General features: G+C 64.5%; 10 protein-coding genes. 4 read left to right on the top strand and 6 right to left on the bottom strand.

Annotated features, from left to right (window positions below; all coding sequences use genetic code 11):
- Positions 1–24: 24 nt before the first annotated feature.
- From AC1PPK_RS05040 to AC1PPK_RS05025, 4 genes are all read left to right on the top strand, one after another.
- Positions 25–2,391, top strand: a complete 2,367-nt coding sequence (locus AC1PPK_RS05040; RefSeq protein WP_481116748.1) for an efflux RND transporter permease subunit — start codon at positions 25–27, stop codon at positions 2,389–2,391.
- Between the two features lie 99 nt (positions 2,392–2,490).
- Positions 2,491–4,116 (top strand): DUF1302 family protein, encoded by a 1,626-nt coding sequence (locus AC1PPK_RS05035; protein ID WP_481116747.1) that lies wholly within the window; start codon positions 2,491–2,493, stop codon positions 4,114–4,116.
- Between the two features lie 20 nt (positions 4,117–4,136).
- Positions 4,137–5,402, top strand: coding sequence for a DUF1329 domain-containing protein (locus tag AC1PPK_RS05030; RefSeq protein WP_481116746.1), 1,266 nt, complete (start codon positions 4,137–4,139; stop codon positions 5,400–5,402).
- 101 nt (positions 5,403–5,503) lie between these two features.
- The gene (locus AC1PPK_RS05025) at positions 5,504–5,971 is read left to right on the top strand and encodes a GlcG/HbpS family heme-binding protein (RefSeq protein ID WP_481116745.1); all 468 of its coding nucleotides are present in this window, start codon (positions 5,504–5,506) and stop codon (positions 5,969–5,971) included.
- Positions 5,972–6,026: 55 nt separating this feature from the next.
- Here AC1PPK_RS05025 and AC1PPK_RS05020 read toward each other — a convergent pair whose 3' ends face one another.
- The 6 genes from AC1PPK_RS05020 to AC1PPK_RS04995 form a co-directional block, all read right to left on the bottom strand.
- Positions 6,027–6,764 (bottom strand): aspartate/glutamate racemase family protein, encoded by a 738-nt coding sequence (locus AC1PPK_RS05020; protein ID WP_481116744.1) that lies wholly within the window; start codon positions 6,762–6,764, stop codon positions 6,027–6,029.
- 41 nt (positions 6,765–6,805) lie between these two features.
- Positions 6,806–7,564: an SDR family NAD(P)-dependent oxidoreductase gene (locus AC1PPK_RS05015; protein ID WP_481116743.1), complete on the bottom strand. Its 759-nt coding sequence runs from the start codon at positions 7,562–7,564 to the stop codon at positions 6,806–6,808.
- 27 nt (positions 7,565–7,591) lie between these two features.
- Positions 7,592–9,046: an indoleacetamide hydrolase gene (iaaH, locus tag AC1PPK_RS05010; RefSeq protein ID WP_481116742.1), complete on the bottom strand. Its 1,455-nt coding sequence runs from the start codon at positions 9,044–9,046 to the stop codon at positions 7,592–7,594.
- 41 nt (positions 9,047–9,087) lie between these two features.
- Positions 9,088–10,476 carry an amidase gene (locus AC1PPK_RS05005; protein WP_481116741.1) on the bottom strand — a complete coding sequence of 463 codons (1,389 nt, stop codon included), beginning with the start codon at positions 10,474–10,476 and terminating at the stop codon, positions 9,088–9,090.
- On the bottom strand, positions 10,476–11,357 hold the full coding sequence (locus AC1PPK_RS05000; protein ID WP_481116740.1) for an alpha/beta fold hydrolase: 882 nt from the start codon (positions 11,355–11,357) through the stop codon (positions 10,476–10,478). Before AC1PPK_RS05000 ends, AC1PPK_RS05005 begins: the two co-directional genes overlap by 1 nt.
- Positions 11,358–11,432: 75 nt before the next feature.
- A complete protein-coding gene (locus tag AC1PPK_RS04995; protein ID WP_481116739.1) occupies positions 11,433–12,758 on the bottom strand; it encodes an acetylornithine deacetylase in 1,326 nt (441 codons plus the stop codon).
- Positions 12,759–12,766: the final 8 nt, after the last annotated feature.

The following is a 12,766-nucleotide window of genomic DNA, read 5'->3' as shown; positions in this document are numbered from 1 at the left end:
CATCACTGTTCGGGATCCAAAATCATGATCGAAAAAATCGCCGCATTCTGCATGCGCCGGCGAGCCTTGATTGCAGGCGTCATTGCCTGCCTGACCCTTGTGCTCAGCTGGTTTGCCCTGCGTATCGAAGTGCGCACCGTGTTCGAGGACATGCTTCCGTCCCGTCACGAATACGTAAAGACTCACCAGAAGTTCAAGGACACCTTTGGCGGCTCGAACATGGTCACGATCATGCTCGAGGTGGACAAGGGCGACATCTTCGACATGGAAGTACTGGAGAAGGTCCGCGCGCTGACCCTCGGCCTGCGCGAAGTCTCGGCGGTCAATCCCTTCCAGATCACCTCCCTTGCATCGAAGAAGCTCAAGGAAGTGCGGGCGTCGACGGACGGCATCGAAACCCGCCCGCTGATGTGGCCCAACCTGCCGGCCAACACGGAAGAAATGACCAGCCTGCGGCAGGCGGTCCTGCGTAACCCGCTGGTGTATGGCCCCTATGTGTCCAAAGACCTGCAGGCCACGCTGATCACGGTGGACTTCATCGATCGGGAGGTGAACTACTCCAAGGTCTTCGAGGAAATTGGCGCCTTGGTGAAGAAGGTCGAAAACGATCGGGTTCATGTGCGCGTGGTGGGGGCGCCCATCCTGTACGGCTGGGTCGAGCATTACCTACCGGAGACCCTCGAGCTGGTCGCCATTGCGCTCGCACTGACCCTGACCATGCTGTTCCTGCTGCTGCGCACCTGGCGTGGCGTTTTCCTGCCCTTGCTGGCCGGCGCGGTCAGCGCCATCTGGGCACTGGGCATCTGCAACCTGCTGGGCATCCACTTCGAACCCCTGGTCATCGTGGTGGCGATGCTGATCACCTCGCGGGCGGTGTCCCACTCGGTTCAGATCGTCAATCGCTTCGATGACGAACTGGAGCACATCGCCGACGGCAGCGAAACCTCCCGTCAGGCGGCCTATGTCGCGCTGGTCAACCTCTTCCGACCGGGCATGGTCGGCGTAATTGCCGACGCGGCCTGCATGGCCGTGGTCGCGCTGAGCCCGATTCCGATGCTGCAGAAACTCACCCTGTTGTCCGTGGTGTGGGTGATGACCCTGACCATCAGCGCGGTGATCCTGACTCCTGTGCTGCTGTCCTGGATCCGCAAGCCCCAAGGCACAGCCCACGGCCTGGATCTGGCGCCACTGCTGCGCAAGGTGCTGGATTTCGGTCTGTGGATGGCGCTTTCCCGCTTCCGCTACGTGGTCATCGCCTGCAGCCTGCTGGTACTGCTCGGGTCCGGCTTCTACGCCTTCAAACTCAAGGTCGGCGACGCCAACCCGGGCTCGCCCATCCTGTGGCCGGACGCCGTTTACAACCAGGACTCCACCGCCATCAACAACCGCTTCGACGGGGTGGACCGCATGTTCGTGGTCGTGGGCCAGGATGGCAAGGATGGGCTCGTCAAGAGCAATGAAGTCCTGCAGGCCATGAACCGCTTCCAGCGCTTCATGGAGGTGCAACCCGAAATCGGTGGCTCGATTTCCATCGCCGACGTGGTCCCCGTGCTCAACCGTACCCTGCGGGAGGGCAACCCCCGCTACGAGGAACTGGGCGCCACCGCAACCATCAATGGCAGCCTGATGGCGATTCTGGAGTCGGTTTCCGAACCGGGCGACATGGACCGCTTCGTGGACGGCCCCGCAGCCAACGGCTCCGTCACCCTGATGTTCCGCGACCGCCAGGGCGAAACGATCCGCACGGCGATGGCCCGCATCAAGGAGTTCGTGGCCAAGAACCCGCTTCAAACCGGCGAATGGCAACTTGCCGGCGGCCTGATCGGCATTACGGCAGCAATGAACGAAGTGATCCTCGCCAGCCAGATAGAAGGCGTCGCGCTGGCCCTGCTTGTCTTGATGATCATCTGCACCGTCGTCTATCGCTCGACCGTGGCCGGGATGCTTTTCATGCTGCCGGTGATCATCTCCAACACCCTGACCTTCGCCTTCATGGCCTGGAAGGGTATCGGGATGAGCATCAACACGGTGCCGGTAGCCGCCCTCGGCATCGGTCTTGGCGTGGATTACGCGTTCTACATTGCAGATCGCATCAAGGAAGAAATCGCGATCGGCAGCTCCCCGGAAAACGCCATCCGCACCGCCCTCCACTCAGCCGGCATGGGCGTGCTGGTGACCGCCAGCGTGCTGATCCTCAGCACCCTGCTGTGGTGGGCTTCTTCCCTGCGATTCCAGGCCGAAATGGGCCTTCTGATGGCGATCTGGCTGGGAATCTCGGCCATGTCCGCGCTGTTCGTGATGCCTTCCGTCATCTACGTGTTCCGCCCCGACTTCATCTTCGGGCGCAAGGACCGGTCGGTTCTGGCCGGGATCCAGCCCCAGGCGCACTGAGCCTTATGCGCTGGCGGGCGCTCTGCCCGCCAGCCGACTCCCATTGTCTTCAATCCGCCGGAGAACCGGCACAACCCCCCAGCAATCCAGGAGAAGTAAATGGCAAATGGAAACATGCGCAGCCAGCGGTTTGCGTGCAGGCCCAAGAGCGTGGCCCTTGCGGTGGCGCTTACCGCCGCCCAGGCTGCAAGCGCCGGAGAACCGGGTGACGTGAAGCTCGACGGCTTCTTGAGACAGGAGTTTTCCTGGAACACGGCGGACTGGAAGGACACGCCGAACTACAACGACCGCGGCAAGCTGTCGATGGCCCGCACCACGGCCCGCCTGAACATCGACTGGACGCCGGTCCGGGACGTATCGGTGGTGACCAAGCTGCGCGCCGTCGGAGAGGCCAAGACCTCCTTCCTGGACCATCTGGAAAAGATGGGCGCCTACAACTACGGCGACGCCAGCGGCCGCGGCGACATCATGGCCCTCTACAACAAGAACGACATCGGCGACGTGATCCGCGAGATGTACGTGGATTTTCCGGTTGGCGAACGGGGGCGTCTGCGCCTCGGCAAACAACAGGTCGTATGGGGCGAGACGGACTTCTTCGCTGCCAACGACCTCGTGCATGGCTTCGACTACACGTGGCGCTCCTTCCTCGAGCCCTCCAACGAAGAACTGCGCAAGGCCAACCTCATCGCCAAGCTGAACGTGGACGTGCCCGAGCTGGACGGCGGCATCGAAATGTTCGTGCGCCCGGGCTGGGACCGCAAATCGGACATCGGCACCGAACTGGATGTGTACGGCGGCCGCTGGTCCAGCCAATCGGTAGTCGGCGTGGATTTCCGCAACATCGACCCCTACGACTTCCGCAATCCCAAGGGCAATGCCCGGGAAGTCACCGGCGGTATCCGCTGGACGGGCCTGACCCATGACGTCAACTACTCGGTGTCCTACCTCAAGACCTTCTGGCCCAGCCCCATGCTCAACGCCGCCAGCACGCTCAAGCTGTTTGGCCTGCCGGACACGCCATCAGGGGCTACGACACTGGGTCGCGCCAACAGCCTGGGCGTTGCCGGCGACCTGATCTATCCCACCGTGGACGTGTATGGCGCCACCGCCAGCGGGTATGCCGCCTGGGCCGACGCGGTATTCAGCACCGAAGTGGCGTTCATCAAGGACGCGCCCTACCAGTTCCAGAACGGCCCGCTGGCAGGCCCGCTGTCGCAGGCGGTAGCGCCGGGCTTCGACGGCATCAAGCGCAAGGACCTGATGGCGTGGATGCTGCGCATGGACAAGAACATTGCTGCCACCCAGCCGTTGCTGGGCACGGAAAAGCCTATGTTCTTCTCGGTCCAGCTCTTCGACAAATGGCTGATGAACTATGACAAGGGCGAGCGCCTGCTCAATGCCGTGGGAGCCGGCCAGCTCACCAAGGAGCACTCTTTCCTGCTCACCGCGATCTTCGACCTCTCCTACGACAGCGGCCGGGTCAAGCCCAACCTGGTGGTGGGGACCGACCTGACCTACGGCGGCGGCTTCATCGTTCCCTCCGTGACGATGGAACTCAACAAGCAATGGCGCTGGAAGGTGGAGTACGACAAGTTCTGGGACGACGAACACCGCGACCTCAGCAAATGCCCGGCCGGCAACGTGGCCGTCTGCGACAGCGCCAGCCTCTTCGGCTACTTCCACCGGCGCGACCAGCTTTACACCGGCCTGACCTACCTCTTCTGACCCCTATCGGAGCCAACACCATGACCCTACGCAAACCCATCGCCGTCAGCGCCTGCACCGCGCTGCTCGTCCTCGCCTTCAGCAGCAGCCATGCCGCCGAGCTACCGCCGGGCACCGTGATCTCCGCCGAAAACCTCGACAAGATCAAGAATGACACCTTCGAAGGCCACACCATCGCCAGTCTGCTGACCGAAAAGATGGAATGGCGCATCCGCAACAACGGCTGGAAGCTGCCCCTTGCCAAATCCCAGAAGGTCAAGCTCGATCCGAAGTGGCTGAAGGCCTCCGAGGCCAACGCGGGCAAGACCAAGATCAATACCGAAAGCTGTCAGGTGGACGGCTGGAGCGCCGGGCAGCCCTTCCCGAATATCGACATGAAAGATCCCCAGGCGGCCGAAAAGCTGATCTGGAACTGGCACCTGGGCCAGTTGATGGGCGATGTGGCCATCGTGCCCCTCTACACCCAGGTCCTCATCGACGGGCAGAAAGGCGTACATGCCGAACCAGTCGCCGAATTCACCCGCTACGCCATGAAGGGGCGCCTGTCCGGCGAGGCTACCCAGGGCGACGGCACCCAACGTGGCCGGCAACTGCTGTACTTCAAATCGCCGTCGGACATGAAGGGTATCGGGACCTTCACGATCCAGTACGACTCCGTGAAGGTCAATGACGTCTGGGCCTACGTGCCGGCCGTCCGCCGCGTCCGCCGCCTCTCCGGCGGAGCATGGATGGACCCGGTGGGTTCCTCCGACCAGCTCCAGGACGACCTGGAGATCTTCAACGCCCGCCCCTGCTGGTACAAGGGTTACAAGCTCCTCGGCAAGCGCTATGTCCTGGCGGTCATGCATAGCAAGTACCCGCTGTGGAATGCCAAGGGCGACAGCTTCGAGAAGAAGTACCCGGTGCTCGAAAACAAGCCGCCGTACTGGAACATGAACAACAACAGCTTCGAGCCGCGGGAAGTATATGTAGTCGAAGCCACCACGCCGGCTGAGCACCCCTACAGCAAGAAGGTGCTCTACATCGACACCCAGTTCCCGCGCATCCACTACGGCGAGGCCTACAACCGCAAGGGCGAGTTCTGGAAGTTCATGGAATGGCATTCCTACCCGGGCAAGGCCGAGGATGGTTTCCTGGACATCCGTACCAGCGCGGGCGCGATCATCGACTTCCAGCGCAACCATGCCACCGTGTCGCTCATCGATACCGCGTCCTGGAAGACCAACCCGCCGGGCGTGAAGGAGTCCGACATCTCCCTGCAGACCCTGCAGGCTGCCGGCCGCTGAGCAAGCGCACTGCGGTGTGACACAGGGGCGTCGCTCGTCAGCGGGCACGCCCCTTTTTCTTTTTAGTGCGGCCCGGCAGAAGGCCGCGCCAGGAGTATCGAATGGAACACACACACGCCAATGACACGTCCCCGCCGCTGGCCGTGACCCAGCGCAACATCAGCCGCCATGCCGCAGAGCGCATGGCCAGCGCCGCCCTCGACGAGGCGGAGCGCCTCGGCATCCACGTGAATGCCGCAGTGGTGGACCGCCACGGCACACTGATGGCCTTCCTGCGCATGCCCGACTCATCCCTGTTTTCACTCCAGACCGCCATGGACAAGGCCTACTCAGCCGCTAGCGCGCGGATGCCCACCGCCCAGTGGAGCGATGCCCTGTCCGGTTACTCGCCCCTCATCCAGCAGAACATCCTCCAGCGCCCCCGGCTGGTGGTGTTCGGCGGTGGTATTCCAGTGGAGGTGGACGGCGAAGTGATCGGTGCAATCGGCGTGTCAGGAGGCAGCGTCGAGGATGACGAGCGCTGCGCGGAGGCCGGTTTGACGGCAGTCTTCCCGGCTATACCGCAATGAAAAAAGCCTGGTTGCGGGTTACCCCGCAACCAGGCCAACCGCCGAGGAGGCAGACTTAAATGCCGAAAGCCGCATCCTTCAAGGCTTCCGGCGACGGAAACGCCTTCTTGCTGTGGGCAAGGCCCAGATCGAGGAACAGCTCGCACATCTTGTAGGCCACGACGCCGGGGTTCAGCACTGGCACCGGCAGGCGGGAAGCCAGGTAAGCATGGGACTGGTGCATCGTGGTGGAGCCGAGGACGATGGCATCGGCGCCGTCCTCGTGGATGGCCTTGAGCGCGGCCTCCTCGAGCCGGGCGAACACGATGTCCTCCTTGCCGGTGAGCAATTCCACCGTATCCGGGCGGACCTCGATGGCGCGCATAGAAGCGAGTCGGGACTCCAGGCCGTATTCCTTCAAGGTCTTGCGGTAAAGCGGGAACCAGCGCTCCCACATGGTCACGATGCTGAACTTGTGGCCGAGCATGGCGGCCACGTGGAAAGCACTCTGCCCCGGAGAAAGGACGGGAATGGTGAGCCGGGCCCGCAGCGCGGCGAGACCGGAATCGCTGACGGTATTGATGCACACCGCGTCGAACCCCTCCTCTTCCGCCTGGATGCCGGCCTGGATCACGGCCAGCTCCATGATGGCCATGTCGTAGTAACTGTCGGCGAGGGTAATCGTGCTGCCGGCGCCGACGAAGCTCACGTCGATGTCGCTGCGCCGGAACTCCGGCGGCAGCTGGGATTCGACCATCGGCCGGGTAGCCTCGCTCATCGGAACGGGGAAAATCATCTTGACTCGCTTGCCCATGGATTGCGCTCCTTTTCTGTCTGTGTAACCGGGAATCGACATCAACTGGCCGACATGCCGCCATCCACCGGGATGAAACCACCGGTCACGTAGGACGACTGGTTCGACAGCAGCCACAGCACGGCATGACTGACTTCCCGCGGCTGACCGATGCGGTGCATTGGCACGCCATCGTCGTACATGTGGTCGTCGCCGCCGGTGACGCGGTCATAGCTGGCCGTCTTGATCGGACCAGGGCAGACCGCATTCACGCGGATGCCCTGCCGGGCGTAATCGAGCGCGGCCGCGCGGGTGGCGCCGATGATGCCGTGCTTGGCGGCAACGTAATACGCCAGGCGCGGCATGGCCTTGAGGCCGAAGATGGAGCTGTTGTTTACGATGCTGCCGCCCCCGCTGCGGAGCATCGCGGCAGCCTCGTACTTCATCATGTACAGCATGCCCTTCAGGTTGATGTCGATGACGTCCGAAATATCGGCGTCGGGAGTCTCGTGGATATCGCAGAAGTCGCGCTGCAGGCCCGCGTTGTTGAATGCACCGTCCAGCCGGCCAAAATGCCCGACAGCGCGCTCCACCAGCGCCGCACAGTCCTCCGCACGGGAGACATCGGTAGGCTGGAAGACGGCCTGGCCGCCAGCCGCACGGATCTCTTCGACGATGCGCTGGCCTTCACTCCGGTTGCGGTTGCCGAGGATGACGCGTGCGCCCTCCGCAGCCAGCGCCAGGCAGGCGTCACGGCCCATGCCGCTGCCGCCGCCGGTGACGATGTAAACCTTGTCCTGCAGGTCGGGATAAATACTCACTGCTGGTCTCCTTTTTTCTCCGGGGGATCACAAGAGTGCCGGGGCAATTCGCCCCAGCACGTTTTCGAGGGCGACGCCGATGGCCAGCAGGCGACGGTCTTCGCCGCCGTGGCCATCCAGTTCCAGGCCGACGGGCAGGCCCGTCGTGGCGCCCAGCCCCACCGGCAGCTGAATACCCGGCAGACCGGCGCTGGCCGAGGGTTCGGTGTTCTGGATCAGCAGGGAGAAGTTCTGCGGCTCGCTGACGTCCGGGCGGGCCAGCGGCGCCACGATCGGCGTAGTGGGAAAAGCGAAGGCGTCCAGACAATGGCGTTCGAAGAGCGCCTGGTAGTGAGCGCGCAGCGCGGGGCGACCGATACGCTGGGCCTGCTCGTAGAGAGGCGCCGAATCGACAATATTGCCCTCGGCGTCCAGCGCCTTGCGGGGCAGCACGAAGGTGTCGTAGATGCCGGCCACGTCCGGGCTGGCAATGCCGGCGCGCAGCGCTTCGATGGAGATGCCGGGCCCCTGGGTAGCCAGGTAGGCCACCATGTCCTGATACGCCTCATGGAACACCACCGGGAAACCCACGGCATTGTTGAGGGCCATGATCTCCCTGTCGTCCACTTCGACAAAGGTGACCCCCACGTTCTCAAGCTTGAGTCGCACGCTGGCCATGATGGGCGCCACTTCATCGTCCATGTTGGCCCAGAAATCGGGCACTACCCCTAGACGCAAGGTCTTGAGCTGCACCGGCGGCAAAGCCTGCTCGCCGGTGATCAATCCATCCAGCAGGGCCACGTCGGCCATGCACAAGGCCATGGGCCCGGCGGTGTCACGGCTGCTGGCAATCGGCGCAATCCCCTGGGACGGGTAACGGCTGGCGCTGGGACGCAGGGAGCTGCAACCGTTGAGTGCCGGCGGAATGCGCATCGAGCCACCGGTATCCGTACCGAGGGCGGCGGGCGCCATGCGGGCACCGAGGGCCGCCGCGCTGCCCGACGAGGAGCCGCCGGCAATCCGGGACGAATCGTAGGGGTTGCGCACACCGACCACGCCCGGCACGTGATACGCGGCGTTGTAGCCCGTGGCGCCAAAGGCCAGTTCATGCATGTTGGTCTTGCCCAGCATGATGGCGCCCGCCTCCCGCAAGCGGCGCACCACCGGCGCATCTTCGGCAGGAACGAAGCTGGCAAGCGCCGGCGTGCCGGCGGTTGAGGGCATGCCGGCGACGTGGATGTTGTCCTTGACCACCACAGGAATGCCAGCCAGGGGGCCAAGCGGCTGTCCGGCGCGGCGGGCGGCATCCACGGCGCGCGCCGCCTTTAGCGCCCCCTCTTCGTCCAGCGTGATGAAGATGTTGAGGTCGCCATGGGCGCGGGCGCGCTCGAGATAAGCCTTTACCAGGGCCTCGCTGCTCAGGCGACCGCTGTCGAGGAGCCGCAGCGTCTCGGCAAGGGTCAGCACGTCGATATCGGCGGGAGTCGGGGAAATCTGGGACATGGGATGCATCCTTCTTGGGTTCTCTGTGAAGTTGGGTTGGATCAGCAAGCCGGATGGGCCCGGTGCCAGTCAGTAGCCCGCTGCAGGGCCACACCGGCCCCCAGCAGGGTCTGCTCCCCGCCCTTGCGGGCAACGAACTGGAAGCCGATCGGCAGCCCGTCGGCGGTCAACCCGCAGGGCAGACTCAGGGAGGGATGTCCGGAAATATTGAAAGGCGCGGTGAACTGGATGAGCCGCTGATTGGCCTCGGGGTCGGCAGCCAACGCGCCCAGTTGCTCGTGGGTCGGTGCCGCAATGGGCTGCACTGGCACCAGCAGCAGATCGATACTCTCCAGCAGCGCATTGACGCGGCCGGTGAAGGCTGCCGCAGACAGCAACAGGCGCTGATACGCGGAGCCACCGAGGCTGCGCCCCACGTCGATCAACCGGCTCAGCGCCGGGCCGTACTCCGCCGCTCGGGCGGGATAGGTGTCGGCGTGGGCAACGGCCGTCTGGACGCCACATTGGGCTTCCCATTGACCGGCGATGTGCCAGGCATCGGGAAAGCGCACCTCCTGCACCTTGGCCCCCAGGCTACGCAGAGTCGCGAGGACGTTCTCCAGCGCACGCTGGGTCGCATCGTCGGTGCCATCGGAGTTCCAGTAGGGGTCGAGCCCGATGGTCAGTCCCTTGAGGGCAACGGAGCGGGAACGCCCCCGCAGGGCCGTCGAGTCCGACGTGGGATCAAGGGGATCGTGGCCTTCGATGGCGTTGAACAGGATGCGCGCATCGGCGGCGCTGCGCGCCATGGGGCCCACGTGATCGAGCAGCGCGGCGAGTTCGAAAGTGCCATGCCGGCTGACCCGCCCCCAGGTCGGCTTGAGCCCGGTGAGGCCGTTGGCGGCGCTGGGAAAGCGGATCGAGCCGCCCGTATCGGTACCCAGCGCGGCACAGCACAGGCCGGCCGCCGTGGCCACGCCAGAGCCGCTGGACGACGCCCCCGTCCAGTGGTCCGCGCCCCAGGGATTGACCGGGGCGGGAATCGACGGGTGGTGGGTCGCAAAGGCGCCCTCGGTCATCTGCAGCTTGCCGAGGATGATCGCGCCGGCGTCGCGCAGGCGACGCACCACCGTCGAATCCTCCGCGGGGACAAAATCCCGATGGACGGTCGTCCCTGCCGCCGTGACGACACCCTTGGTCCAGAACAGGTCCTTGACGGCCAGAGGAATGCCATCCAGCGGACCGCGATAGTCGCCGCGCAGGATGCGGGCCTCGGCAGCCTGGGCCGCAGCGCGGGCTTCATCGGCCATGACCCGGGCGTAGGCATGCAGCCGGGGATCGAGCGCTTCGATGCGGTCGAGGAACACCTGGGTCAGTACCACCGGCGACAGCTTGCGGGCACGGATCAGCGGAGCCAGCCGGGAGATCTCCTGGTAGTGCAGCCGGCGCATCACCGCCCCTCCAGAAAGGCCAGCAGGTGGGCGTTGAACTCCTTGGCACACTCGCTTTGCAGGTGATGGGCGGCATTGCCAACAACGTGCAGGCGCGCATCGGCAAACTGGTTGAGCATCAACATGGGCACGTCGATGCCGCCGAACCAGTCGTGCAGACCCCAGAAGATCAGGGTCGGAGCCTTCACCGCAGAAAAGACGGGCGCCAGGCTCTCCCACTCGCCAAAGGCACCGGGCATCTGGAGCAACGCACGAAAACCGGGGTGGATGCTGGCCTCGTAGCGCAGCCGGACGTTGTCCTCGGTCACCCGCTCATCGTCGTGGTATTCGAGGCGGGCGATCAAGGCGCGCATCTTGTCCAGGCTCGGCCCGCCATCCGCCACGAAGTAGTCATGCATGATGTTGCGGGCATGCTTGCTGAACAGCGGCAGCGGCGACATCACGCCATGCGCCACCGGCTGGGAGCCGATCAGCGTGAGGCTGGCGACGCTCTGCGGATGATCGGCCGCCAGACGGATGGCCACGCAACCGCCGAAGGACTGGTTGATCAGGTGCGCCTTGGCGATCCCCAGCGCATCCATGAATCCCCGCAGCTTGTCGGCCTGCCACGAGAAGACCGGGCCGGCGATCGGCACCATGTCCGAGTCGCCGAACTGTGGCAAATCGATGAAGTAACAACGCCGACCAGCCGACACGGCCGCGGCGCTCAGGCGGAAATTGCTCCAGCCGGTACTGCCGGGCCCGCCGCCATGGGTGAAGATGGCGGGAATCGCCTGATCCGCCCCTTCAACTTCGCGGTAATGGATGCGGATTCCGTCCACAGTGATGAAACGGCTGCTGCTGGCGGGCACGGAAGGGCTGCCTTGGGTCGTCGGGGGCATGGAAAATCTCCTGAAAACAGCTCAAGGGGCTATGACAAGACGCTCTCGGGCCGGCACGACGCCGGCCCCAAGGGCTTACAGCCCCAGTTCCTGGCGCTTGCGTGTCAGGGTGTCGATGAGCACGTACATGATCTTGTGCGCGCAGGGGATGAGGTCCGGCACGTAGGTCGCCCCCATGCCGCCCAGGCCTTCGGCAACCGGCAGCGGGGGATTCGGCGCCGGCCAGGGCCAGCCGATGCGCACGGTGGGAACACCATAGCGGCGCAGTGCCGTACCGTCGGTCTGCCCCCCAAGCAGGTCCGGCATGCCGTGGGAGCGCCGCTCGATGTGCTCCCAGCCCCGCTTGGCCGAGCGCACGATCCAGCTTTCCGGATCGGTGGTGCCGCCGGGCACGGAGCCATACATTTCCCAGTCGAGGACAATGTCCGGGTGGCGCTGGCGAAGATCCGCCACGAACTCCACGAACTGGGCCTTCACATTGGCCGGCGATGTGCGCGGGTTGATCCGGATGTCGAAGAAGATCTCGGTCACCGCCGACGGAAAGGCCGGACGTTCCGGATCGCCGGAGCGCACGCCGGCAATCCACCCGTGGGGCTTGATCACGCCGGAGGTATTGCGGTCGGCGTATTCCTGCAGCCACGCTTCCAGTTCCTGGATCACCGTGGCGGCGGGCACCACCGAGCTGCGGAACGCGGGGAGGTCATGGGGCACCCCGGCATAACCCAGGGTGCCGTGCACCCGGATCTTGAACCAGCCCATGCCCGGCTCTTCGTGATAGACCCAGTTCCAGGGCTTCATGATCACCGCGAAGTCGGCCGCCGCACCGCGGTTGAGGAGATGCAGAACCCCATTCGACATGCCGCCATGGTTGCGGGCGGAAATGTCCACCGGCATGCCCCCATCGGCCATCCCGACCAGCAGGTCGCCGACGATAGGCACTTCCGCCTCGATCAGCGCCGTGGCGATCTCCGTGAGGGTAGCCACCATGGCCTTCGGGTTGGATGCGCCCAGGCCGAAGACCCAGTCGTCCAGCATCTGCGCGCGGGGCTGCATGTCCGCCTCACCCTTGGCGCCAGTCCATTCGCTTTCCGCTTCGGTCAGGTCCAGGTGGGTATCGATGGGCGCGTAGAGCATCAGCGTTGCACCGCCGCCACTCCCGCGCAATTCAGCCAGCACGTTGCCGCTGGTCTCGGTCATCGGCTGATAGCGGGCCTTCAGCCCCACTTCCGACAGATGCTTGGTCATGAACTCGCTGGCAGCACGGGCGGCGCCCGTCGGGCTGTGGATGTCCACGATCGAGAAGAGGAGTTTCTGCAGACGCTGCGGGTCGATCTTGGCGCAGGCCTTTTCGTACCAGGCCTGCTGCTCGGCGCTAAAGGCCGGCACACTGGGGATGCTCATGAGGTTTC

The organism is Zoogloea sp. JDB1 (genome assembly GCF_056724025.1).
The sequence above is the reverse complement of the archived record's forward strand: the minus strand, read 5'-3'. Positions and strand labels throughout refer to the sequence as shown.

Bases quoted from the DNA above. Each gene is read 5' to 3' on its own strand.
- AC1PPK_RS05025 (WP_481116745.1), top strand. From the start codon at position 5,504: ATGGAACACACACACGCCAATGACACGTCCCCGCCGCTGGCCGTGACC.
- AC1PPK_RS05030 (WP_481116746.1), top strand. From the start codon at position 4,137: ATGACCCTACGCAAACCCATCGCCGTCAGCGCCTGCACCGCGCTGCTC.
- iaaH (WP_481116742.1), bottom strand. From the start codon at position 9,046: ATGTCCCAGATTTCCCCGACTCCCGCCGATATCGACGTGCTGACCCTT.
- AC1PPK_RS05035 (WP_481116747.1), top strand. From the start codon at position 2,491: ATGGCAAATGGAAACATGCGCAGCCAGCGGTTTGCGTGCAGGCCCAAG.
- AC1PPK_RS05005 (WP_481116741.1), bottom strand. From the start codon at position 10,476: ATGCGCCGGCTGCACTACCAGGAGATCTCCCGGCTGGCTCCGCTGATC.
- AC1PPK_RS05000 (WP_481116740.1), bottom strand. From the start codon at position 11,357: ATGCCCCCGACGACCCAAGGCAGCCCTTCCGTGCCCGCCAGCAGCAGC.
- AC1PPK_RS04995 (WP_481116739.1), bottom strand. From the start codon at position 12,758: ATGAGCATCCCCAGTGTGCCGGCCTTTAGCGCCGAGCAGCAGGCCTGG.
- AC1PPK_RS05040 (WP_481116748.1), top strand. From the start codon at position 25: ATGATCGAAAAAATCGCCGCATTCTGCATGCGCCGGCGAGCCTTGATT.
- AC1PPK_RS05020 (WP_481116744.1), bottom strand. From the start codon at position 6,764: ATGGGCAAGCGAGTCAAGATGATTTTCCCCGTTCCGATGAGCGAGGCT.